General features: G+C 60.5%; 27 protein-coding genes. 25 read left to right on the top strand and 2 right to left on the bottom strand.

All coding sequences use genetic code 11. The annotated features are described in order from the left end of the window. Nucleotides 1–65: 65 nt before the first annotated feature. A complete protein-coding gene (locus tag KGB21_RS07695; protein ID WP_223504570.1) occupies nt 66–1,028 on the top strand; it encodes a DUF6396 domain-containing protein in 963 nt (320 codons plus the stop codon). 81 nt (nt 1,029–1,109) lie between these two features. Next, nucleotides 1,110–2,159 (top strand): sel1 repeat family protein, encoded by a 1,050-nt coding sequence (locus KGB21_RS07690; protein WP_411741338.1) that lies wholly within the window; start codon nt 1,110–1,112, stop codon nt 2,157–2,159. 45 nt (nt 2,160–2,204) lie between these two features. Here KGB21_RS07690 and KGB21_RS07685 read toward each other — a convergent pair whose 3' ends face one another. Together KGB21_RS07685 and KGB21_RS07680 are read right to left on the bottom strand one after the other, a co-directional pair. Then, the gene (locus KGB21_RS07685) at nt 2,205–2,534 is read right to left on the bottom strand and encodes an EscU/YscU/HrcU family type III secretion system export apparatus switch protein (protein WP_223504566.1); all 330 of its coding nucleotides are present in this window, start codon (nt 2,532–2,534) and stop codon (nt 2,205–2,207) included. Next, complete coding sequence (locus tag KGB21_RS07680) at nt 2,531–4,105, bottom strand: flagellar hook-length control protein FliK (protein WP_223504565.1); 1,575 nt, start codon at nt 4,103–4,105, stop codon at nt 2,531–2,533. Before KGB21_RS07680 ends, KGB21_RS07685 begins: the two co-directional genes overlap by 4 nt. A 198-nt stretch (nt 4,106–4,303) precedes the next feature. Here KGB21_RS07680 and ccmA point away from each other — a divergent pair, with 198 nt between their 5' ends. The 23 genes from ccmA (at nt 4,304) to phnP (ending at nt 22,919) form a co-directional block, all read left to right on the top strand. Next, nucleotides 4,304–4,939, top strand: coding sequence for a cytochrome c biogenesis heme-transporting ATPase CcmA (gene ccmA, locus KGB21_RS07675; protein ID WP_223504563.1), 636 nt, complete (start codon nt 4,304–4,306; stop codon nt 4,937–4,939). Then, on the top strand, nt 4,936–5,604 hold the full coding sequence (gene ccmB, locus KGB21_RS07670; RefSeq protein WP_007980754.1) for a heme exporter protein CcmB: 669 nt from the start codon (nt 4,936–4,938) through the stop codon (nt 5,602–5,604). The genes ccmA and ccmB overlap by 4 nt, the downstream gene beginning before the upstream one ends. A gap of 80 nt (nt 5,605–5,684) precedes the next feature. Then, nucleotides 5,685–6,440, top strand: a complete 756-nt coding sequence (locus KGB21_RS07665; RefSeq protein ID WP_223504561.1) for a heme ABC transporter permease — start codon at nt 5,685–5,687, stop codon at nt 6,438–6,440. Further along, nucleotides 6,437–6,613, top strand: coding sequence for a heme exporter protein CcmD (gene ccmD, locus KGB21_RS07660; RefSeq protein ID WP_007980758.1), 177 nt, complete (start codon nt 6,437–6,439; stop codon nt 6,611–6,613). Before KGB21_RS07665 ends, ccmD begins: the two co-directional genes overlap by 4 nt. Then, on the top strand, nt 6,610–7,065 hold the full coding sequence (gene ccmE / locus KGB21_RS07655) for a cytochrome c maturation protein CcmE (RefSeq protein WP_008052305.1): 456 nt from the start codon (nt 6,610–6,612) through the stop codon (nt 7,063–7,065). Before ccmD ends, ccmE begins: the two co-directional genes overlap by 4 nt. 3 nt (nt 7,066–7,068) lie before the next feature. Then, nucleotides 7,069–9,057 carry a heme lyase CcmF/NrfE family subunit gene (locus KGB21_RS07650; RefSeq protein WP_034146307.1) on the top strand — a complete coding sequence of 663 codons (1,989 nt, stop codon included), beginning with the start codon at nt 7,069–7,071 and terminating at the stop codon, nt 9,055–9,057. Then, nucleotides 9,054–9,590: a DsbE family thiol:disulfide interchange protein gene (locus KGB21_RS07645; protein WP_034146308.1), complete on the top strand. Its 537-nt coding sequence runs from the start codon at nt 9,054–9,056 to the stop codon at nt 9,588–9,590. The genes KGB21_RS07650 and KGB21_RS07645 overlap by 4 nt, the downstream gene beginning before the upstream one ends. Then, complete coding sequence (locus KGB21_RS07640) at nt 9,587–10,057, top strand: cytochrome c-type biogenesis protein (RefSeq protein ID WP_223504560.1); 471 nt, start codon at nt 9,587–9,589, stop codon at nt 10,055–10,057. The genes KGB21_RS07645 and KGB21_RS07640 overlap by 4 nt, the downstream gene beginning before the upstream one ends. Continuing rightward, nucleotides 10,054–11,256 (top strand): c-type cytochrome biogenesis protein CcmI, encoded by a 1,203-nt coding sequence (ccmI, locus tag KGB21_RS07635; protein ID WP_223504558.1) that lies wholly within the window; start codon nt 10,054–10,056, stop codon nt 11,254–11,256. The genes KGB21_RS07640 and ccmI overlap by 4 nt, the downstream gene beginning before the upstream one ends. Nucleotides 11,257–11,269: 13 nt before the next feature. After that, nucleotides 11,270–11,677 (top strand): hypothetical protein, encoded by a 408-nt coding sequence (locus KGB21_RS07630; protein WP_223504557.1) that lies wholly within the window; start codon nt 11,270–11,272, stop codon nt 11,675–11,677. A gap of 706 nt (nt 11,678–12,383) precedes the next feature. After that, nucleotides 12,384–13,217: a phosphonate ABC transporter ATP-binding protein gene (phnC, locus tag KGB21_RS07625; RefSeq protein WP_034146311.1), complete on the top strand. Its 834-nt coding sequence runs from the start codon at nt 12,384–12,386 to the stop codon at nt 13,215–13,217. Nucleotides 13,218–13,261: 44 nt separating this feature from the next. Further along, entirely contained in the window at nt 13,262–14,275 is a 1,014-nt protein-coding gene (gene phnD, locus KGB21_RS07620) for a phosphonate ABC transporter substrate-binding protein (RefSeq protein WP_223504555.1), read from the top strand. Between the two features lie 135 nt (nt 14,276–14,410). Continuing rightward, a complete protein-coding gene (gene phnE, locus KGB21_RS07615) occupies nt 14,411–15,193 on the top strand; it encodes a phosphonate ABC transporter, permease protein PhnE (RefSeq protein WP_034146313.1) in 783 nt (260 codons plus the stop codon). Between the two features lie 37 nt (nt 15,194–15,230). Further along, nucleotides 15,231–15,935, top strand: coding sequence for a phosphonate metabolism transcriptional regulator PhnF (gene phnF, locus KGB21_RS07610; protein ID WP_223504553.1), 705 nt, complete (start codon nt 15,231–15,233; stop codon nt 15,933–15,935). A gap of 11 nt (nt 15,936–15,946) precedes the next feature. Further along, complete coding sequence (gene phnG, locus KGB21_RS07605; RefSeq protein WP_223504551.1) at nt 15,947–16,396, top strand: phosphonate C-P lyase system protein PhnG; 450 nt, start codon at nt 15,947–15,949, stop codon at nt 16,394–16,396. Continuing rightward, nucleotides 16,396–16,986: a phosphonate C-P lyase system protein PhnH gene (gene phnH / locus KGB21_RS07600; RefSeq protein ID WP_223504549.1), complete on the top strand. Its 591-nt coding sequence runs from the start codon at nt 16,396–16,398 to the stop codon at nt 16,984–16,986. Before phnG ends, phnH begins: the two co-directional genes overlap by 1 nt. Then, nucleotides 16,986–18,062, top strand: a complete 1,077-nt coding sequence (locus KGB21_RS07595) for a carbon-phosphorus lyase complex subunit PhnI (protein WP_223504547.1) — start codon at nt 16,986–16,988, stop codon at nt 18,060–18,062. Before phnH ends, KGB21_RS07595 begins: the two co-directional genes overlap by 1 nt. Beyond that, nucleotides 18,055–18,927, top strand: coding sequence for an alpha-D-ribose 1-methylphosphonate 5-phosphate C-P-lyase PhnJ (locus KGB21_RS07590; protein WP_223504546.1), 873 nt, complete (start codon nt 18,055–18,057; stop codon nt 18,925–18,927). Before KGB21_RS07595 ends, KGB21_RS07590 begins: the two co-directional genes overlap by 8 nt. Continuing rightward, nucleotides 18,924–19,730, top strand: a complete 807-nt coding sequence (phnK, locus tag KGB21_RS07585) for a phosphonate C-P lyase system protein PhnK (protein ID WP_223504544.1) — start codon at nt 18,924–18,926, stop codon at nt 19,728–19,730. Before KGB21_RS07590 ends, phnK begins: the two co-directional genes overlap by 4 nt. A gap of 28 nt (nt 19,731–19,758) precedes the next feature. Further along, nucleotides 19,759–20,478 (top strand): phosphonate C-P lyase system protein PhnL, encoded by a 720-nt coding sequence (gene phnL, locus KGB21_RS07580; protein ID WP_223504543.1) that lies wholly within the window; start codon nt 19,759–19,761, stop codon nt 20,476–20,478. After that, complete coding sequence (locus KGB21_RS07575) at nt 20,468–21,613, top strand: alpha-D-ribose 1-methylphosphonate 5-triphosphate diphosphatase (protein WP_223504541.1); 1,146 nt, start codon at nt 20,468–20,470, stop codon at nt 21,611–21,613. The genes phnL and KGB21_RS07575 overlap by 11 nt, the downstream gene beginning before the upstream one ends. Next, entirely contained in the window at nt 21,613–22,179 is a 567-nt protein-coding gene (gene phnN, locus KGB21_RS07570; protein ID WP_223504539.1) for a phosphonate metabolism protein/1,5-bisphosphokinase (PRPP-forming) PhnN, read from the top strand. The genes KGB21_RS07575 and phnN overlap by 1 nt, the downstream gene beginning before the upstream one ends. After that, nucleotides 22,170–22,919, top strand: coding sequence for a phosphonate metabolism protein PhnP (phnP, locus tag KGB21_RS07565; RefSeq protein ID WP_223504537.1), 750 nt, complete (start codon nt 22,170–22,172; stop codon nt 22,917–22,919). The genes phnN and phnP overlap by 10 nt, the downstream gene beginning before the upstream one ends. The last annotated feature ends 6 nt before the right edge of the window (nt 22,920–22,925 follow it).

Below are 22,925 nucleotides of genomic sequence, written 5' to 3'. Positions count from 1 at the left end.
AAAAATTACTGACTATATTTTTTATATGGTTGTCGGTAGCTGCATGTTCAAAAAAGGAAGAAAGTATGCCGGACGCTTCGCAAATAAATTTTGCCTACAGTAGATTGGAATTTAAGTGTGTATATGAGAACGATTCTTTGCCTGCGTTAAATCAGGATGCGGACATCTTCTATCGGTATGGACTTTATCTGGAAAAGCGCAAAGGTCAGAAGGATTACAGCGACATAGCCCGCTATTATCGTATCGCGGCTGCACATGACCATTACAAAGCCGCGACTAATTTGCAATATTTGCTGTCTACCGGTCAGGTCAGCTCTCCTGATTCCAGCAAAGAGACTATTGATCTAGTTGAGTACTTCGTGGCCAAAGGCATTCCCGGGGCTTATTACGACATGGCGCACTACCTGGAGTTGGGTTATGGCGTCAAACAGGATGTTGCTGCCTCCAGGGCCTACTTTCGGCGTGCGGCTGACTTGGGGAACCCGGATGCTCAGTATTACGTAGGCAGGCTTCTGTCCTATGTACCTAATGCATCCGAAATTATGCTGTCGATGTACAAATGTGCTATGGAACAAGGCAATAAATTAGCGGGAAGAAATTATTCGAGTTACTCGAAAGTTACTGGGCTTTACCAACAGTCATTGCAAGGTTATCAGGTAGCAGTTCGGAATGGCGATGCCAGTAGTGCCAGTCGCCTGGCAAATGCATTTCTAGGGCCGCAAGCCTCCGATAGGCTTTATTACCTTGCTCTTGAACGAGATGACGAACGCGTCGATCGATACAATAAAATCAGCGATTTCTTGACGCGTCACGAACACCTCGGGGCGAAAGTCCCCGACCTGGATGACATCGTCCCACTCCCTCCCGCAACCCTCCCCGAGTGGGACGGCACCTTCCAATGGAAGCGAGAGCGTGACTCCGCTGTACCCATCATTCCATCAGCAGAACTGATCGAAAAACTCAGCGCCGAAAAAGGACTTAATCCCACCACGGGCTTGCCGCTGCCAAAACCCACCGAGAACTCCTGACCTTACCGACGGGTTGGGTCCAGTTGGGAAGTCGGAGAAAGTGAATTGGTGATGGGTAAGTCATTTTTGTCGAGTGAAAATATGCCGGGAAATGTACTAAATAATAGGGTAGGGGTGAGAAAGCAGCTACTGGCATTTTTCAGCTTCTTAATGGTAATGGCCTGCTCAAAAAAAGAAGCGCATACGCCTGATGCCACCTCGGTGGACTTGGAGTTTAAGTGTGTATATGAGCGCGATTCGTTGTCTACATTAAACCCAGATGCGGATATCTTCTATCGGTATGGACTTTACTTGGAGACGCGTAAAGGACAGAAAGATTATGACGCGATCGCCCGCTATTATCGTATCGCGGCTGCACACGATCATTACAAGGCCGCGACTAATCTGCAATTTCTACTGTCTACCGGTCAAGCAAGCTCTCCTGACGCCGGCAAGGAGACCATCGACCTGGTCGAATATTATGTTGCAATGGGAATTCCCGGCGCTTACTACGACATGGCGCATTACCTGGAGTTGGGTTATGGCGTCAAACAGGATGTTGCTGCGTCCAGAGTGTACTTTCGTCGAGCAGCCGACTTGGGGAACCCGGATGCTCAGTATTACGTAGGCAGGCTTCTGTCCTATGTCCCCAATACGGCCGGAATTATGTTGGCGATGTACAAGTGTGCTATGGAACAAGGTAATCGATTGGCGGGTAGAAATTACTCAAGCTACTTGAAAGTCACCGGACATTACCAAAAGGCACTTCACGGCTATCAGGTTGCTACCCGAAATGGTGACGATCTGAGTGCATACAGTCTCGCTAATGCATTCAAAGGACCACCAGTTTCTAATGAACTACATTATTTGGCATTACAGCAAGATGACGAACGCGTCGATCGATACAATAAAATCAGCGATTTCCTGACACGCCACGAACACCTCGGGGCAAAAGTCCCTGATCTGGATGACATCGTCCCACTCCCTCCCGCAACCCTCCCCGAGTGGGACGGTACTTTCCAATGGAAGCGAGAGCGTGACTCCGCTGTACCCATCATTCCATCAGCAGAGTTGATCGAAAAACTCAGCGCCGAAAAAGGACTAGATCCCGCCACCGGCTTGCCGCTACCGAAATCCGCCGGGAATTTTTAACGCGTACTTTCTAAATCAACGCATCGCGATAAGGCCTTCGAAACCTCAATAATCATCCCCACGCTCAGTAATGTCCTTCTCGACCATCGGCGCATCCGGATCCTGTCCCGCCGGAAATTTGCCCTTGAGATTCCACGCAAACGCAATGATCTCGGCAATCGTCCGGTACAACTCTTCCGGAATACTGTCCCCCAATTCCATGCGCGCCAGCAGTTTCACCAGCTCGGCGTTTTCGTAGATCGGCACTTCATAGTCGCGGGCTATTCGCAGAATTTCTTCGGCCAGTTCTTCATCGCCTTTTGCCGTGAGGGTAGGGGCGTGGGTGCCGTCGTATTTGAGGGCGATGGCCTGGCGCGGGGCGTTGGATGTGTTCATGCGTTTTCATCGACCCAGCGTTGTTCAAGACGGGTTTGCGGACCTGCGGGCGGTTTACCGTGATGGCAGTCGAGATCGCCGACGTTCAGGCCCGAGGCGAGCAGGCGTTCGCGCAATGCCGCCAGATTGTTTTCGATCAGGCTGGCGGTGTAAGGCCGTTCCGCCCAGAGCTGGCTGGACAGGCTGCCCTTGATCAACTGCGCCTGGACCTGAAGCGGCCCCAACGGCTCCATGTCGAACGCCAGGTCTACGCGCCACAGTTGCTGTTTGGGTTCACGCTCGTCGCGGCGGTCCTGTTGCGCTTCTTTCTCCGGCGCTTCTTCGCGTTGGAACTTGACCTGCAACGGTACGATGTCCTGCATGTTGCGCATCGGGATTTCCAGTTGCCAGGTGCTCATCAGGCGACCATCAGTGGTGACGCCGGTCTGTTCCAGGCTCGACAGCTGATGGCTTTGCAGGCGCGAAACAGCCGCAGCGGCCAGGCGTAACAGGTGCTCAAGGTTGTCTTCGCCTTCCGCGCTCTGCAGCAGGCGTTCGGGCAGCGGGAAACCGGTCGGCGACGGTTTGGCACTGACTTGCCCGAGCATGCCAAGGGCGTTGCGCACAAAATTCGGCATCGCCTGGGCCAGGGTGTTGGCGGCGATGATTGCGTTGAGGTTGCTATTGGCCGGCAGCCCGGGTGTCAGTTGGGCGATCACCTTGAGCAGATCCGCTTTCATGTCGGGCGCAAGCGTCGGGTTCTGCCCAGTCAGCAGTTTCGATTCGAGGAAGGCGCCGCTGCCGGCGAGTGCCAAAGCGAGGCCTTTTGGCGTGCTCAGTTGCTGAACATCGGGCAAACCGGCGAGCAATTTGTCGGCGACCGCCCGCAAGTCAACGGAGGTCTGGTCCGAGGCCGGCAGGTTTTGCAGGAGTTTGAGCAGACCCTCCAGCGAGCCTTGGCGGCTTTGTTGACTGACCAGTTGTTGAGTCACGGCCAATTGTTCCTGACGGTTACTCAGCGGTACGAATTTCAACGTCTGGCTGTCTTGCACCTGCGCACTCAATAAAGTGCCGATGCGCAACGGCTGCGGACTGTCGATGCTCAACGTGCTGCCGCTCAGGGCGGAGTTGAGCAAACTCACCATCGAACGAAACACCGCTGGCTGCCCCGGCACTTGCGGCAACACTTGGGACGTCAGCACTTTGCCTTGCAGCAGCGTGCCGACCGGCAATTGGGCAGTGTCGATGCGGGTGAGGGTGGCAACGCTGGAGGCGATGGCCTGTTGCACGGTGACTGCCAGGTTACCCGCCGAGGGCTGGGTGACCGCCAAATTGGTGCCTTGGGCCAACGGCTGGTTGCTGCTGGCCTGGACCGTGGTTTGACGGCCGCTTTCGAGGGTGACCTTGAGCAACAGTTGAAAGGTCTGATCCGTCTGCTTGAGTGACAGCACTTCGGCGTTGGCAGTCTGACCGGCGGTGATCAGGCCTTCCACCGGCGTCAGCAGCTTGATCAACTCGCCACTGACCGCCAGCGGACGCGAGTTTGCCGGGGTGGTCTGCGGTAGCGGGAGGATGTTCATTTCGCCTGTCATACGCGGTCACAACCTTGGGAAAATGCGCTCTTTGGAGTAGGAAATGGCATGTATAATGCCGCCGCGTTGTATACAGAGTGGCGGAAACATTGCAATTATTTGACCCAGCTCTCTAGTTCGGGCTGGCAATACATTTATTCTTCATCTCTTTAACGGCCGCGCCAGAGCCGACTTGAACCGTATAAGGCCCGTGAACCCTTGACCAGTCCTGTCCTGCAAACCGTTGCCCTTGCCTGTGAGCGAGACCTTCGGCTGCTCTTCGAAAATCTCGATTTGCGACTGGCCAGTGGCGAAATGGTACAGATCAGCGGCCCCAACGGCAGTGGCAAAACCAGCCTGTTGCGTTTGCTGTCGGGGCTGATGCAGCCGACCGCCGGTCAAGTGTTGCTCAACGGCCAGTCATTGCACGAGCAGCGTACCGAGTTGGCGCGCAACCTGTTGTGGATCGGCCATGCCGCCGGGATCAAGGATTTGCTGACGCCGGAAGAGAACCTGAGCTGGCTGTGTGCCCTGCATCAACCGGCCTCTCACGAAGCGATCTGGCAGGCGCTTGCGGCGGTCGGCCTGCGCGGTTTCGAGGACGTTCCCTGTCACACACTTTCCGCTGGTCAGCAACGCCGCGTGGCACTGGCCCGTTTGTATCTGGACAGCCCGCCGCTGTGGATTCTCGATGAGCCGTTTACCGCGCTCGACAAGCAAGGCGTGGCGCAGCTTGAAGAGCACCTGGCCGCGCACTGCGAACGCGGTGGCATGGTGGTGTTGACCACGCACCACACGCTGACCCGGATGCCGGCCAGCTATCGCGACATTGATCTGGGGAAATGGGCCGTATGAGTGTTTTCGGCCTGTTGGTCGCCCGCGAGGCTCGCCTGTTGTTCCGCCGTCCTGCGGAATTGGCCAATCCGCTGGTTTTCTTTGCCATCGTGGTTTCGCTGTTCCCGTTGGCGGTCGGGCCCGAGTCTCAATTGTTGCAAACCTTGTCTCCGGGACTGGTCTGGGTGGCAGCCCTTTTATCGGTTTTGCTCTCGCTGGACGGGCTTTTCCGCAGTGATTTCGAAGACGGATCGCTGGAACAGTGGGTCCTTTCGCCGCACCCCCTGGCTCTTCTGGTTTTGGCCAAGGTGCTGGCACACTGGGCCTTCTCCGGCCTAGCCCTGGTTTTGCTCGCACCCTTGCTGGCGTTGATGCTCGGTTTGCCTGCCGCTTGTCTGCCGGTGTTGCTGCTTTCTTTGTTGCTGGGTACACCGGTGCTGAGCTTGCTCGGTGCGGTGGGCGCAGCCCTGACGGTCGGTTTGAAGCGCGGTGGCCTGTTGCTGGCGTTGCTGATCCTGCCGTTGTACATCCCGGTGTTGATTCTTGGCAGTGGCGCCTTGCAGGCAGCCTTGCAAGGCATGCCGGCCACCGGTTATCTGCTGTGGCTTGGTAGCCTGACCGCCCTGGCGATAACCCTGACACCCTTTGCAATAGCTGCTGGCCTGAAGATCAGCGTCGGCGAATAATGAGGTCTGATCAAAATTTGATCAGCAAAGACCCTTTGGCTGCTTCGTAATATCGAACAGCAACCGTGATGGAAACAGTAATGAACTGGACCTGGTTTCATAAGCTCGGCTCGCCCAAATGGTTTTACGGGATCAGCGGCAAAATGCTGCCGTGGCTGAGTATCGCCGCCGTGTTGCTGATCACCATTGGCGTGGTCTGGGGCCTGGCCTTCGCGCCGCCGGACTACCAGCAGGGCAACAGCTTTCGCATCATTTATATTCACGTTCCGGCCGCGATGCTGGCGCAGTCCATCTACGTGATGCTGGCGGTGTGCGGTGTCGTCGGGCTGGTGTGGAAAATGAAACTGGCCGACGTCGCGCTGCAATGCGCGGCGCCCATCGGCGCGTGGATGACCGCCGTGGCGCTGGTCACCGGCGCCATCTGGGGCAAACCGACCTGGGGCTCGTGGTGGGTCTGGGATGCCCGACTGACTTCCATGCTGATTCTGCTGTTTTTGTACTTCGGTCTCATTGCGCTGGGCAACGCCATCAGCAATCGTGACAGCGCGGCCAAGGCTTGCGCGGTGCTGGCGATTGTCGGCGTGATCAACATCCCGATCATCAAGTACTCGGTGGAGTGGTGGAACACCCTGCACCAGGGCGCGACGTTTACCCTCACGGAAAAGCCGACGATGCCCGCCGAGATGTGGCTGCCATTGCTGCTGACGGCGCTGGGTTTCTACTGTTTCTTCGGCGCGGTGCTGTTGCTGCGCATGCGTCTTGAAGTGCTCAAGCGCGAAGCGCGGGCAAGCTGGGTGAAAGCCGAAGTGGAAAACAGCCTGGAGGTCGCTCGATGAGTTTTGCTTCATTCGGCGACTTCATCGCCATGGGCCATCATGGCCTGTATGTCTGGTCGGCCTACGGCATCTGTCTGGCGGTGCTGGCCCTCAACGTGGCGGCGCCGATCCTGGCCCGCAAGCGGTATCTGCAACAAGAGGCGCGTCGTCTGCGCCGGGAGAACGGCAAGTGAATCCCCTGCGTAAAAAGCGTCTTATCATCATTCTGGCGATTCTGGTCGGGGTCGGCGCTGCCGTCGGCCTGGCCCTGAGCGCCCTGCAGCAGAACATCAATCTGTTTTACACGCCGACCCAGATCGCCAACGGTGAAGCGCCGCAAGACACACGCATCCGTGCCGGTGGCATGGTTGAGGCTGGTTCCTTGCAGCGTTCCGGCGATTCGCTGGACGTGAAGTTTGTCGTCACCGACTTCAACAAATCCGTGACCATCACCTATCGCGGCATCCTCCCGGATCTGTTCCGCGAAGGGCAGGGCATCGTCGCCCTCGGCAAGCTCAACGCCGACGGCGTGGTGGTGGCCGACGAAGTGCTGGCCAAGCACGATGAAAAGTACATGCCACCGGAAGTGACCAAAGCGCTGAAAGACAGTGGTCAATCCGCTCCAACACCTGCGAAGGAGGGTTGATCCATGACTTCCGGCATATTTATTCCTGAACTCGGCCACTTGGCCATGATCCTGGCGCTGTGTTTTGCGCTGGTGCAAGCCGTGGTGCCGTTGCTCGGCGCCTGGCGCGGCGACCGCTTGTGGATGAGCCTGGCGCAACCGGCCGCGTGGGGCCAGTTCACCTTCCTGCTGTTTGCCTTCGGCTGCCTGACCTACGCGTTCATGGCCGACGATTTTTCCGTCGCTTATGTGGCCAACAACTCCAACAGCGCCTTGCCGTGGTACTACAAGTTCAGCGCCGTGTGGGGCGCGCACGAAGGTTCGCTGTTGCTGTGGGCCCTGATCCTCGGCGGCTGGACCTTCGCCGTGTCGGTGTTCTCCCGGCAGTTACCGCAAGTCATGCTCGCCCGCGTACTGGCAGTGATGGGCATGATCAGCACCGGTTTCCTGCTGTTCCTGATCCTCACCTCGAACCCGTTCAAACGCATCCTGCCGCAAGTGCCGAGCGATGGCGCCGACCTTAATCCGCTGCTGCAAGACATCGGCCTGATCGTTCACCCGCCGATGCTGTACATGGGCTACGTCGGGTTCTCGGTGGCGTTCGCGTTTGCCATCGCCGCGTTGATGGGCGGTCGTCTCGATGCGGCGTGGGCCCGTTGGTCGCGTCCGTGGACCATCGTCGCCTGGGCGTTCCTCGGCATCGGCATCACCCTCGGTTCGTGGTGGGCTTACTACGAACTCGGCTGGGGCGGCTGGTGGTTCTGGGACCCGGTGGAAAATGCTTCCTTCATGCCTTGGCTGGTGGGCACCGCGTTGATTCACTCCCTGGCGGTCACGGAAAAACGTGGCGTGTTCAAGAGCTGGACCGTGTTGCTGGCCATTGCTGCGTTCTCGCTGAGCCTGCTGGGGACCTTCCTCGTGCGTTCCGGCGTGCTGACCTCGGTGCATGCCTTTGCGTCGGACCCGGAGCGCGGCGTGTTCATCCTGATTTTCCTGCTGTTTGTGGTCGGCGGTTCGTTGACGCTGTTCGCCCTGCGCGCACCGGTGGTCAAGAGCCAGGTCGGCTTCAACCTCTGGTCCCGGGAAACCCTGCTGCTGGGCAACAACCTGGTGCTGGTGGTGGCGGCTTCGATGATTCTGCTTGGCACTTTGTACCCATTGATTCTGGATGCGATGACCGGCGCCAAGCTGTCGGTCGGCCCGCCGTACTTCAACGCGCTGTTCATTCCGTTGATGGCATTGCTGATGATGGTGATGGCGGTCGGCGTGATCGTGCGCTGGAAAGATACCCCGGTGAAATGGCTGCTGAGCATGTTGACCCCGGTGCTGCTTGGCAGCGCTGCATTGGCAGTGGTGGCCGGCGTCGCCTACGGCGATTTCAACTGGGCGGTGCTGGCGACGTTCATGCTTGCCGCCTGGGTATTGCTGGCCGGCGTGCGTGACATCTTCGACAAGACTCGCCACAAAGGGCTGATTAAAGGTTTGCCGACCCTGACCCGCAGCTATTGGGGCATGCAGGTGGCGCACCTGGGCATCGCGGTCTGCGCCCTCGGCGTGGTGCTGTCGAGCCAGAACAGCGCCGAGCGCGATCTGCGCCTGTCGCCGGGCGAATCCATGGCCCTGGGCGGTTACCAATTCGTCTTCGAAGGCGCCAAACACTTCGAAGGCCCGAACTTCACCTCCGACAAGGGCACCATTCGAGTGATCCGCGACGGCAAGGAAATCAGCGTGCTGCACCCGGAAAAACGCCTGTACACCGTGCAGAACTCGGTGATGACCGAAGCCGGGATCGACGCCGGTTTCACCCGTGACCTTTACGTCGCCCTCGGTGAACCGCTGGGCGATGGCGCCTGGGCCGTGCGCGTGCATGTGAAGCCGTTCGTGCGCTGGATCTGGTTCGGCGGTTTGCTCACTGGTCTCGGCGGGTTGCTGGCGGCGCTGGATGGCCGATATCGAGTCAAGGTGAAAAGCCGCGTGCGTGAGGCACTGGGCATGTCTGGAGCGACTGCATGAGACGTTGGTTGATGCTGCTGCCACTGGCGATTTTTCTGGTGGTCGCTGTTTTCCTTTATCGCGGGCTGTACCTGGACCCGGCCGAGTTGCCTTCGGCGATGATCGGCAAACCGTTCCCGGAGTTTTCCCTGCCCGCGGTGCAGGGCGACAAGACCCTGACCCGCGCTGACATCGTCGGTAAACCGGCGCTGGTCAACGTTTGGGGCACCTGGTGCATTTCCTGCCGGGTCGAGCACCCGGTGCTGAACAAACTGGCCGAGAAGGGCGTGGTGATCTACGGCATCAACTACAAGGACATCAACGCCGATGCCTTGAAGTGGCTGGCGGAATTCCACAATCCGTATCAACTCGACATCCGCGACGACGCTGGCACCCTGGGCTTGAACCTCGGCGTGTACGGCGCGCCGGAAACCTTCTTCATCGACGCCAAAGGCATCATCCGCGACAAGTTCGTCGGCGTGATTGACGAGCAAGTCTGGCGTGAAAAACTGGCGGCGAAGTATCAGGCGCTGGTCGACGAGGCCAAGCCATGAAGCGCTGGATCGCCGCTGTTGTCCTGGGACTGAGCATGGCTGGCGTGGCTCACGCGGCCATCGACACCTACGAGTTCGCCAAGGAGGGCGATCGCGAGCGTTTTCGCGAGCTGACCAAGGAGCTGCGTTGCCCCAAGTGCCAGAACCAGGACATCGCCGACTCCAACGCGCCGATCGCAGCCGACCTGCGCAAAGAGATTTTCCGCATGTTGGGCGAGGGCAAGGACAACCAGCAGATCATCGACTTCATGGTGGATCGCTACGGCGATTTCGTCCGCTACAAACCCGCTCTCAACGCCAAAACCGCGTTGCTCTGGTTCGGCCCGGCCGGACTGCTGCTCGGTGGTTTTGTGGTCATCGCGGTGATCGTCCGTCGTCGTCGCGCGCAACGCACCGACACCCCGGACTCGCTTTCTGCCGAGGAGCGCGAGCGCCTCGACCAACTGTTGGATAAAAACCAAGAATGATTGATTTCTGGCTCGCTGCAGGTTTGCTGCTACTGGTTGCCCTGAGTTTTTTGTTGATCCCCATTCTGCGTAGCCGTCGCGCCCAGCTCGAAGAGGATCGTACTGCCCTGAACGTGGCGCTGTATCAGGAGCGCGTGGCCGAGTTGCAGGTTCAGCGCGAAGAGGGCGTTCTCGATGCCGCGCAGATGGACGCCGGCCGCGCCGAAGCCGCCCGTGAATTGCTCGCCGACACCGAAGGCGTTGCGGCGCCACGGGTTTCGCGCCTGGGCAAGCCGGCGCCGTTGCTGGCAGCGGTCCTGGTGCCGGTGTTGGGCCTGGGCTTGTACCTGCATTTCGGCGCTAGCGACAAGGTTGAGCTGACCCGCGAATTCTCCCAGGCGCCGCAGTCGATGGAAGAAATGACCCGGCGTCTGGAGCGGGCGGTCGCGGCGCAGCCGGATTCCGCTGAAGCGCTGTATTTCCTCGGTCGCACTTACATGACTCAGGATCGTCCCGCCGACGCGGCGAAGATTTTCGAACGCACCGTGAACCTGGCCGGGCGTCAGCCGGAACTGCTCGGCCAATGGGCTCAGGCGCAATACTTCGCCGATGGCAAGAAGTGGTCGGACAAGGTTCAGGCCTTGACTGACCAGGCGCTGAAAGCTGATCCGAAAGAAGTCACCAGCCTTGGCCTGTTGGGCATCGCCGCCTTCGAAGGGCAGCGTTATCAGGAAGCGATCGATTACTGGAACCGCCTGCTGGAGCAACTACCGCCCGAGGACCAATCCCGTGTCGCGTTGCAGGGCGGCATTATCCGCGCCACCGAGAAACTGGTGGCCAGCGGTGGCAAAGTGGCCGAGGCACCGGCGGCCAAACCGGCAGCACTGCTCAAGGTTCGGGTGGATCTGGCGGCGGAGCTGAAAGCCAAGGTCCAGCCGGGCGATAGCGTGTTTATCTTCGCCCGCGCCACCTCCGGCCCACCCGCGCCGCTGGCGGCCAAACGGCTGACCGTGGCGGACCTGCCGGCGACGGTCGAACTGGGCGATGCCGACGCAATGATGCCGCAGTTGAAACTGTCGAACTTCCCTGAAGTCCAACTGGTTGCGCGCATCTCCCGCGCCGGCCAACCGACGGCAGGCGAGTGGATCGGTCGCAGCCAGCCCTTGGCCAGCAGCACCACCGCGCCGCAAACACTGACCATCGACAGCCCGGATAAATAACAGGAACGCCATCATGACCGCCATCGCTCGTATCACCTTGCTCAGCGTTGTTTTGGGGCTGAGCGCTTGTGCGGTCCAACGGCCACCCGAGCAACAGACCCCACCGCCGATTCCGCCCTCGCAGCCGAGCACCAAACCGGCGCCATCGACGGTACCGAGCAAGCCGACGACTCCGGCCAAGCCAGCTAAACCGCTACCGCGCACTTCCGCGAGTTTCGCGCCGCCGCCGGGGGGCAATAGTCATTGGGATGCGAAGATGGGTGTGTATGTGCTGGATGACCAGCCGAACACGTTCTATCGCCAGCGCACGTATTACCGTTGGGATAATGGCTGGAGCCGGTCGATCAGTCCGAAAGGTCCGTGGGAAGAGACGGATATCCACGGGGTGCCGGGTGGTTTGGGACGGCAATTCGGGCAGTGATGCAAAAGGCGACCTTCGGGGTCGCCTTTTTTGTGCCTGCGCTGTAGGAGCCGGCTCCTACAGTGAACGCGTACACCATCCAACAACGAGGTCGAGCGTTAGCTCGCCTCGCGGAGTTGTTGCGGTTTACGCCCCCTCGAGAGGCCGAGTGGAGGTTCTGCGCAGTGGGCAAACCGGCATGGATGCCGGTTTAGCCGCCCCCGGCCATGGATGGCCGATGGCGGCGGGCCCACGGAGCAGGACCGGAGCGAGGGCATGCCGAGCATTAGCGAGGCACCGAACGACAGGGGCAAAGCCCTTGGTTACTTGGGGCTTTTCCAAGTGACCCGCCGTAAGGGCGGAACCCTAAGAGGTCGTTACCGCAGGAATGGATATGTACACCTGAAAGAAATTGGTTGGCTGTCAGGCCGCAATCGCTGGCAAGCCAGCTCCCACAGAGGAACGTGGACATCAGGAGGAACATTGGTCGACTGTCAGGGCGCCATGCCATCGCTGGCAAGCTAGCTCCCACAAGGATCTCTGGTGATCAAAGGGCTGTGCAAACAAGGACCAACCGGGCGAATGGCCAGCTCAACCATTCACAAAACCTTCATCAAATAGTTAATCCAGTGACATGTGCGAGTCATAGGGCTGACACAGCCCGTGCCTAAAGTCTGTTGAACTCAAATGCAGCCACGGACGGCTGTTCAACCAGACAGAGAAGCCCATGAACGCAGCTATCCATGTCGATCATCTGAACAAGACCTTTGCGCGTAAAACCGCTTTGGTCGACCTCGAGCTGACCATCGCGGCCGGTGAGATGGTCGCGCTGATCGGCGCGTCCGGCTCCGGCAAATCCACCTTGCTGCGCCACCTCGCGGGCCTGGCCTGTTGCGACAAAAACAACGGCGGCAGCGTCAAGGTGTTGGGCCGTGAGGTGCAGGCGTCCGGTCGTTTGAATGGCAAGGTGCGGCGCCTGCGGGCGGACATCGGCTACATCTTTCAGCAATTCAACCTGGTCAACCGCCTGAGCGTGCTCGACAACGTGCTGCTCGGTTGCCTGGGCCGCATGCCGCGCTGGCGTGGCAATTTAAGCCTGTTCAATGCCGAAGAAAAACAGTTCGCCATGGAATCCCTGGACCGTGTCGGCCTGGCTGATCTGGCGGCGCAACGAGCGTCGACCCTTTCCGGTGGTCAGCAGCAACGCGTGGCCATTGCCCGTGCACTGACCCAACGAGCCGAAGTGATTTTGGCGGATGAGCCGATCGCCTCCCTCGACCCGGAATCGGCACGCAAAGTCATGGAAATCCTCGCCGACATCAACCGCCGCGACGGCAAGACCGTGGTGGTTACCCTGCATCAAGTCGACTACGCCACCCGCTATTGCCCGCGTGCCGTGGCGCTCAAGGGCGGGCGCATCCATTTCGATGGTCGTGCCGCCGAGCTGAGCGGCCAGTTCCTCAACGATTTGTATGGTGCCGACATCGACACCAGCCTGATGTGTTCCGACCACATCCGCGCCAACGAAGCCACGCCCCGGCTGGTAATGGCCCGCGCATAAAACATCCGTCAATTCCCAACCGTTCACCCTCAGGAAGACTTTCCATGTTGAACCGTATCGGTCGCGTTTTTGCTGGTGCAGCACTGCTCGCCAGTTGCGTCATGGGCACCGCCCAGGCTGAAGAAAAAGCCATCAACTTCGGCATCATGTCCACCGAGTCCTCGCAGAACCTCAAGAGCATCTGGCAGCCGTTCCTGGATGACATGCAGAAGCAGACCGGCCTGAAAATCAACGCCACGTTTGCCTCCGACTACGCTGGCCTGATCCAGGGCATGCGCTTCAACAAGGTCGATGTCGCGTGGCTGGGCAACAAGGCTGCCATCGAAGCTGTGGACCGTTCCAACGGTGAAATTTTCGCCCAGACCGCAGCCGCCAGTGGCGCCGCCGGCTACTGGAGTGTGTTGATCGCGCGCAAGGACAGCCCGATCAACTCCGTTGAAGACATGTTGAAAAACGCCAAGAACCTGACCTTCGGCAACGGCGACCCTAACTCCACTTCGGGCTATCTGGTGCCGGGCTACTACGTGTTCGCCAAGAACAACGTCGACGCCGCCACCGCGTTCAAGCGCACCCTCAACTCCAGCCATGAAGTCAACGCGCTGAGCGTGGCCAAGGGTCAACTGGACGTGGCGACCTTCAACACCGAAAGCTGGGATCGTCTGGAAGTTACCCAACCGGATAAAGCCGCGCTGCTGAAAGTGATCTGGAAGTCGCCGCTGATCCCCGCCGACCCGCTGGTGTGGAGCAAGGCGCTGAGCGACAGCGAGAAGCAGAAGATCCGCGATTTCATCTTCAGCTATGGCGACACCGAGGCCCAGAAGGCCGTGCTTGCGGGTATGCAACTGGGCAAGTTCCTCAAGTCGAGCGACGACCAGTTGCTGCCGATTCGTCAGCTGGAACTGTTCAAGCAGCGCACAACGATCATTGCCGACACCAAGCTTGAAGCGGGAGACAAGGCCAAGAAGCTCGCCGATATCGATGCTGAGCTGGCGAAGCTGCAAGAGCGCATCACCTTGCTCGACAAAACCGGCGACAAAAAATCCGCAGCCAACGGCTAACCCCTGTAGGAGCGAGCCTGCTCGCGATGAACGTAGGGACACCGCATTTCTCCCGGTTTCCCGCGTCATCGTTTACGACCATCGCGAGCAGGCTCGCTCCTACAGGTTCTGCGTAACGCAATTTAGAGAACCCTCATGACCACTCTCCACGCTGAAGCCGTCGGCAAACGAACCTGGCCGCAGTACGCCGGTTGGGGCCTGTTTCTGGTCCTGCTGGCCTGGGCCTGGCACGGCGCTGAAATGAATCCGATGGCGCTGTACCGCGACTCGGGAAACATGGCGACGTTCGCCGCTGATTTCTTCCCGCCTGACTTCCATGAATGGCGCGCCTACCTCAAGGAAATGATCGTCACCGTACAAATCGCCCTGTGGGGCACGGTGCTGGCGATTGTCTGCTCGGTGCCGCTGGGCATCCTCTGCTCGGAAAACATCACTCCTTGGTGGATTCATCAACCGCTGCGTCGGGTGATGGACGCGTTCCGTTCGATCAATGAAATGGTCTTCGCCATGTTGTTCGTGGTGGCGGTCGGCCTCGGTCCGTTTGCCGGCGTTCTCGCGCTGTGGATCAGCACCACCGGCGTACTCGCCAAGCTGTTCGCCGAAGCGGTCGAGGCGATTGATCCAGGCCCGGTCGAAGGCGTTCGCGCTACCGGTGCCAGCGCGCTGCAAGAGGTGATCTACGGCGTGATTCCGCAAGTGATGCCGCTGTGGGTTTCGTACGCGCTGTACCGTTTCGAGGCCAACGTGCGCTCGGCGACGGTGGTGGGCATGGTCGGTGCCGGCGGGATCGGCGTGATCCTCTGGGAGAACATCCGCGCCTTCCAGTTTGTCCAGACCTGCGCCGTGCTGCTGGTGATCATCGTCGTTGTCAGCCTGATCGACATCCTCTCGCAACGCCTGCGCAAGCAGTTCATCTGATTTTCGGAGGGGTGCCTGCGGGCGCTTTTTTTAAAGCATGCAGTTGTCTAGACAAGATGAACCGGTGTACCGCGAACTCGCCGACATCCTGCGCCGTGAACTGGGTGATTACCGCGCCGGAGATTTCCTGCCGGCCGAGGTGCAGTTGGCTGAACGCTTCGGCGTCAACCGCCACACCCTGCGTCGTGCCATCGATGAACTGGTGTTCGAAGGCAGCCTGTTACGCCGCCAGGGCAAAGGCACGCAAGTCCTGGAACGGCCACTGATTTATCCGATGGCCGCCGACAGTGCCTACAGCCAGTCGCTGTCGGCCCAGGGTTTGGGCGTCGAGGCGGTGTTGCTCAAGCGTCGCTACTGCTTCGCCAGCCGTGAAGAAGCCCAGCACCTGGGCCTGAGCGAGATGGCGCCAATGATCGAATTGCAAACCCTGCGCAAGCTCGACGGCCAACCCGTCAGCTTGATTCGCCATCGCTACTGCGCCAGTCACGCGCCGTTGCTGGCGGACTACAACGGCGGCTCTTTGCGCCAGTACCTCAGTGAGCGAGACCTGCCGCTGACCCGCACCCAGAGCCTGATCGGCGCACGTCTGCCGAACCGCGAAGAAGCCGCGTTGTTGATGATGCCCCGGCATTTGCCGGCGCTGAGTGTGTTCACCCTTTCCCGTGATCGAGATGGCCGTGCGGTGGAGCTGGCGCAGTCCACCAGCCGTTCGGATCGCTTCCAGTACCAGGTCGTCACCTGATGGAGAACTCCATGCAAAACCCCGTTCCTCACACCGAACGCCAGCACTGGATCGGCGTGCTGGCCCGCGCCCGTCGCAGCGAATTACAGCCTCATGAAGCGGCGTTGCGCGACGCCGAGTACCAACTGATTCGCGCCCCGGAAATCGGCATGACCCTGGTGCGTGGCCGCATGGGCGGCAACGGTGCGCCGTTCAACGTTGGCGAAATGAGCGTGACCCGTTGCGTGGTGCGCCTGGCTGATGGCCGTACCGGCCACAGCTATCTGGCCGGGCGCGACAAGGTCCACGCAGAACTCGCCGCCTTGGCCGACGCGCATTTGCAGGGTGTGCAACAGCGTCACTGGTTGGCGGAAATGATCACGCCACTGGCGGCCATTCAGGCCGAACGTCGGGCGCAAAAAGAGGCGGAAACCGCCGCCACCAAAGTGGAATTCTTCACCCTCGTGCGAGGAGAAAACTGATGAGCGCACAGCTGTTGCAACCGGCGTTCGCCGACCCGGTGCTGGATGCCCAACGCGGTTTTCGCGCGGCACTGAAAGCCTTGGCCGGCCCCGGTCTGATCCAGACCCTGCAAGCCTCGCCGAGCCTCGAAGGGCTGGAGCCTGCGACCTACGCCTTGTGTCTCGCGCTGCTGGATGTCGACACGCCACTGTGGCTGGCACCGTCCTTCGACACGCCGCAGATCCGCGCCAACCTGACGTTCCACTGTGGCTGCCCGCTCACCGCAAACAGAGAGGCCGCGCGATTCGCCTTGCTTGCCGCCGACGATTTGCTCGACCTGAGCGGCTTCGATCACGGCAACGATCGCTACCCCGATCAGTCCTGCACGCTGCTGGTTCAGCTGCCAACTCTCGACGGCGGAGCAGGGCTGATGTGGCGCGGGCCGGGAATCGAAACCGAACACGGCGTGGCGCTGCCAGTGGCCGAGGGCTTCTGGACTGAACGCGAACGGCGCAACGAATTCCCGCGGGGACTGGACCTGTTTTTCACCGCCGACCATGAGCTGATCGGTCTGCCACGCAGCACCCGCATCGCACAGGAGCGCGTCTGATGTACGTAGCCGTCAAGGGTGGCGAACAGGCCATCGACAATGCCCATCGTTTGCTGGCGAAAAAACGCCGGGGCGATACCTCGGTCACTGAGCTCGGCGTCGAGCAGATTCGTCAGCAACTGCCGCTGGCAGTGGCGCGGGTGATGAGCGAAGGCTCGCTGTACGACGAACAACTGGCTGCGCTGGCGATCAAGCAAGCGGCGGGGGATCTGGTGGAAGCGATCTTCCTGCTGCGCGCTTACCGCACCACGTTGCCGCGCTTCAGCCCGAGTCTGCCGATCGATACTTCGAACATGCAGCTCAGCCGGCGCTTGTCGGCAACCTTCAAGGACGTGCCGGGCGGGCAACTGCTGGGGCCGACCTTCGATTACACCCATCGTCTGCTGGATTTTGCCTTGCTTGCCGAAGGCGAATATCCGGGACCGCAAACAACCGCGAACGCCCGCCTCGAACCATGCCCGCGAGTCCTTGGTCTGCTGGCCCAGGAAGGCTTGATCAAGAACGAAACCGACAACAATGAAACCGTAGCCGACATCACCCGCGATCCGCTGGAACTGCCCGCCAGCCGCGCCGAACGCCTGCAAGCGTTGGCCCGTGGTGATGAAGGTTTCCTGTTGGCGCTGGGCTATTCGACCCAGCGCGGTTACGGGCGCAATCACCCGTTTGCCGGGGAGATTCGTATCGGCGAAGTCGAGGTGTGGATCGAGCCTGAAGAGCTGGGTTTCCCGATCAATCTGGGCAGCATCGAAGTCACCGAGTGCGAGATGGTCAACCAGTTCGTCGGCTCCGCAACGGAGCTGGCGCAGTTCACCCGTGGCTACGGTCTGGCCTTCGGGCACGCCGAGCGCAAGGCCATGGGCATGGCGCTGGTCGACCGTGCGTTGCGCGCCAAGGAGTTCAACGAAGAGATCGAATCCCCGGCGCAGCAGGAAGAGTTCGTGCTGATGCACTGCGACAACGTCGAGGCCGCCGGTTTTGTTTCGCACCTGAAATTACCTCACTACGTGGACTTCCAGGCCGAACTGGAACTGATCCGCAAACTGCGCAAACCCGCCGAGGGGCAAAGCCATGAATGATATGACCCAGGCGCCGGTACGAGACGCGGCGTACAACTTCGCCTACCTCGATGAACAGACCAAGCGCATGATCCGTCGCGCCTTGCTCAAGGCCGTGGCGATCCCCGGTTACCAGGTGCCGTTCGGTGGTCGCGAAATGCCGCTGCCTTACGGCTGGGGTACCGGCGGCATGCAATTGACCGCTGCGATCCTCGGCGACGATGACGTGCTCAAGGTCATCGACCAAGGTGCGGACGACACCACCAACGCCGTGTCGATCCGCCGTTTCTTCGCTCGCACGGCGGGTGTCGCGACCACTGAAAGTACCCCGGACGCGACGGTGATCCAGACCCGTCACCGCATCCCGGAAACGCCGCTGCACGCCGACCAGATCATGGTTTACCAAGTGCCGATTCCCGAGCCGCTGCGCTTCATCGAGCCGTCGGAAACCGAGACCCGGACCATGCACGCCCTCAACGATTACGGGGTGATGCACGTCAAACTCTACGAAGACATCGCCACCTTCGGCCACATCGCCACGGCCTATGCCTACCCGGTGATGGTCGATGAGCGCTACGTGATGGACCCGTCGCCGATCCCTAAATTCGACAACCCGAAACTCGACATGAGCCCGGCGCTGATGCTGTTCGGCGCCGGTCGCGAAAAGCGTCTGTACGCGGTGCCGCCGTACACCAAAGTCACCAGCCTCGACTTCGAGGATCATCCGTTCGAAGCGCAGAAGTGGGAAGAGTGCTGCGCCATTTGCGGCAGCCGTGAATCGTTCCTCGACGAGCTGATTCTCGACGATGCCGGCACCCAGAGCTTCGTCTGTTCCGACACCTATTACTGCGCCCAGCGCGTCAGCCAGCAGGAGCAGGGCCAATGAACCAGGCGCTGAAAAACCAACTGTCCGTGTCCACCGAGCCTTTGTTGCAAGTGCGTGATTTGTCGCTGTTGTATGGACCGGAGAAGGGCTGTCAGGACGTCAGTTTCGATTTGTACCCGGGTGAAGTGCTGGGGATTGTCGGCGAGTCCGGCTCGGGCAAATCCACCTTGCTCTCGCTGCTCAGCGGACGCCTTCCGCCGCAAAACGGCCGCATCGGTTACCGCGACAAACAGGACCAATGGCTGGACCTGTACAGCGCCAGCGAAGCCGAGCGCCGCACCTTGCTGCGCACCGAATGGGGTTTCGTCGAGCAGAACCCGCGTGATGGTTTGCGCATGGGCGTGTCCGCCGGGGCCAACATCGGCGAGCGCTTGATGGCCCAAGGCGTGCGCAATTATCAGCAACTGCGCGGTGCCGGACTCGACTGGCTGAGTCAGGTGGAAATCGATCCGCAGCGCATCGACGACTTGCCGCGGACCTTCTCCGGCGGCATGCAGCAACGCCTGCAAATCGCCCGCAATCTGGTGTCGAGTCCGCGGCTGGTGTACATGGACGAGCCGACCGGTGGCCTTGATGTGTCGGTGCAGGCGCGCTTGCTCGATCTGTTGCGCGGGTTGGTGCGTGAACTGGATCTGGCGGTGGTGATCGTCACCCACGACCTGGCGGTGGCGCGTCTGCTGGCCGATCGCTTGATGGTGATGCGCCGCTCGCGGGTGGTGGAAACCGGCCTGACCGACCAGATCCTCGACGATCCACAACACCCTTATTCGCAACTGCTGGTGTCTTCGGTGTTGCAGCCGTGAAGCCCCGTCCAACTGTGGAAACCGAGCGATGAATACCTTGATCGAGGTCCGTGACCTCTCGAAAACCTTCACCCTGCATCAGCAGAACGGCGTGGTCCTCAACGTGCTGCGTGGTGTGGATTTCAGTGTGGCGGGCGGAGAATGCCTGGTGCTGCACGGCCAGTCCGGCGCCGGAAAAAGCACCTTGCTGCGCACGTTGTATGGCAACTATCTGCCAGCGGGCGGCAGCATCCGCGTGCAGCACGACGGCCAGTGGCTGGAATTGGTGGGCGCCGAGCCTCGGGACATTCTGCAAGTGCGCCAACGCACCCTCGGATACGTCAGCCAGTTTCTCCGGGTGATTCCGCGAGTGGCGTGCCTGGACGTGGTGATGGAGCCAGCGCTGGCCCGGGGGTGGTCGAAACAGCTGGCGCAATCGCGCGCCGAATTGCTGCTCACGCGCCTGAACATTCCGCAACGCCTGTGGCAACTGGCGCCCGGCACCTTCTCCGGGGGCGAGCAGCAGCGGGTCAACATCGCCCGCGGCTTCATGGTGGCGTGGCCGGTAATGTTGCTCGACGAACCGACCGCTTCGCTGGACGACAACAATCGTCAGGTGGTGCTGGAACTGATGAACGAAGCCAAGGAAGCGGGTGCCGCGCTGATCGGCATCTTCCATGACCGGGTCGCCCGTGAGGCGGTTGCCGACCGCCATCTGGACATGACGCCTGCCGTTGCAAGCCAAGAGGAATACGCCGATGCCCGTTGAACAGATCCTCAGCAATGCCCAACTGGTCACCGCCGATCGTGTGTTCTACGGCACCGTGGTGCTGCGTGACGGCTTGATCGCGGAGGTCGCCGAAGGCCCGAGTCGCTTGCCTCAGGCTCAGGATCTCAACGGTGATTATCTGCTGCCCGGCCTGGTGGAATTGCACACCGACAACCTGGAAAAGCACATGACCCCGCGCCCCGGCGTGGACTGGCCGTCGCGCTCGGCCGTGCTCAGCCATGACGCGCAGATCATCGCGGCTGGCATCACCACGGTGTTCGACGCCGTGTCCATCGGCGACGTTAACCCCAAGGGCAACCGCATGCAGAAATTGCCGGCGATGCTCGAAGCAATCTCCAGCGCCTCCGACGCCGGGCTGACCCGCGCCGAGCACCGTCTGCACTTGCGCTGCGAACTGTGCCACCCGGACACTCTGACTGTGTTCCGCGATCTGGTAGAGCATCCGTTGGTGCAACTGGTGTCGGTGATGGACCATTCGCCGGGTCAGCGCCAATTCGTGCTGGAGTCCAAGTACCGTGAGTACTACATGGGCAAATACCACCTGACCACGACCCAGATGGACGAATTCATTACCTTGCAGATGGCCAACTCCCGGGAATACAGCGACCGCTATCGCGCGGCGATTGTCGAGCATTGCCTGGCGCGCGGCCTGTCAGTGGCCAGCCATGACGACGCGACCCTGGCCCATGTCGAGGAATCGGCTCGCTACGGCATGACCATCGCCGAATTCCCGACCACCGTCGAGGCGGCGCGCGGTTGCCGGGAGCAGGGCATGAAGGTGTTGATGGGCGCACCGAACATCGTGCGCGGCGGTTCGCACTCGGGTAACGTGGCCGCCGCTGATCTGGCGGCAGAAGGGCTGCTGGACATCCTGTCCAGTGACTACTATCCGTCGAGTCTGCTGCAAGCCGCATTTGCGCTGGCGGCCCAGAATAACCGCATCGGCCTGGCCGCAGCGGTGCGCATGGTCAGCCTCGCCCCGGCCAGGGCTGCCGGGTTGAGTGATCGTGGTGAAATTGCACCGGGCTTGCGTGCGGATCTGCTGCAAGCACGGAGCCTGGACGGCCTGCCGGTGGTCCAACAAGTCTGGCGACAAGCGAAGAGGGTGTTTTGATGGCGGGCAGGTTGATCTATCTCATCGGGCCTTCAGGTTCGGGCAAGGACAGCCTGCTGGATGCCGCACGAGCGCGGTTGGCCGAGCGCGGTTGCCGCATCGTGCGGCGGGTCATCACCCGCTCGGCGGAAGCGGTGGGTGAAGCGGCGCAAGGCGTCAGCCCGGAGCGGTTTGCCGGGATGGAAGCTCAGGGCGCGTTTGCCCTGAGCTGGCACGCCAATGGTCTGGCCTATGGCATCCCGCTGGAAATCGATGATTGGCTGGCGGCGGGTCAGGACGTGTTGGTCAATGGTTCGCGCGGGCATCTGAAGCAAACACGTGAGCGCTATCCGCATGTGCTGGTGTTGTTGCTGACGGTGGATCAAGCCGTGTTGCGCGAGCGACTGTTGGCGCGCGGGCGTGAGTCCGTCGCGGAGATTGATCAGCGATTGGCGCGCAATGCGCGATTCAGTGAAAATCTGCTGGCTGACAATTCGGATGTGCATTTGCTCGACAACTCCGGACCGATCGAACGCACGGTCGAACGGCTATTGGCCTGCATTGAAGAGCCAGCCGCATGCGCCTGACACTGCTGGGCACCGGTGATGCGAGACAAGTGCCGGTCTACGGTTGCGAATGCCCGGCCTGCGTTCGGGCGCACACCGATGACCGCTGGCGCCGACAACCGTGCTGCGCGCTGATCGAATGCGCTGATCAGCGCTGGCTGATCGACAGTGGTCTGCCAAACCTCACCGAACGCTTTCCCCCGCGCAGCTTCAACGGCATTTTCCAGACCCACTATCACGCCGATCATGCCCAAGGATTGCTGCACCTGCGCTGGGGCCAGGGACTGGTGATTCCGGTTCATGGGCCCGTGGACCCGGAAGGGTTGGCTGACGTCTACAAACATCCCGGCATTCTCGATTTCAGCCAACCGTTCGAGGCTTTCGAAACCCGAACCATCGGGACGTTGAGCGTGACCGCGCTGCCTCTGCTGCACTCCAAACCGACCCTCGGTTATTTGCTGGAAGGCGAGGGGCGGCATATCGCTTACCTGACGGACACCGTCGGCCTGCCACCGGTCACCACGGAGTTTCTGCAACGCCAGCCGCTGGATGTGCTGGTGCTCGACTGCTCCATGCCCCCGCAGCCACAGGCGCCGCGCAACCATAATGATCTGAACCTGGCGTTGCAGTGCATTGGCGAGTTACAACCGGCTTCGGCGGTGTTGACGCATGTCGGGCATACGCTGGATGCGTGGTTGATGGAGCATCGCGGTGAGCTGCCGGGTAATGTCAGTGTGGGGTTTGATGGGTGTGTGCTGTAGCGGCTG

The organism is Pseudomonas sp. GL-RE-29 (assembly GCF_019947275.1).
Lineage (GTDB): Bacteria > Pseudomonadota > Gammaproteobacteria > Pseudomonadales > Pseudomonadaceae > Aquipseudomonas > Aquipseudomonas fluorescens_A.
Note: the sequence above shows the minus strand (reverse complement) of the source record. Positions and strands in the feature narration are given on the sequence as shown.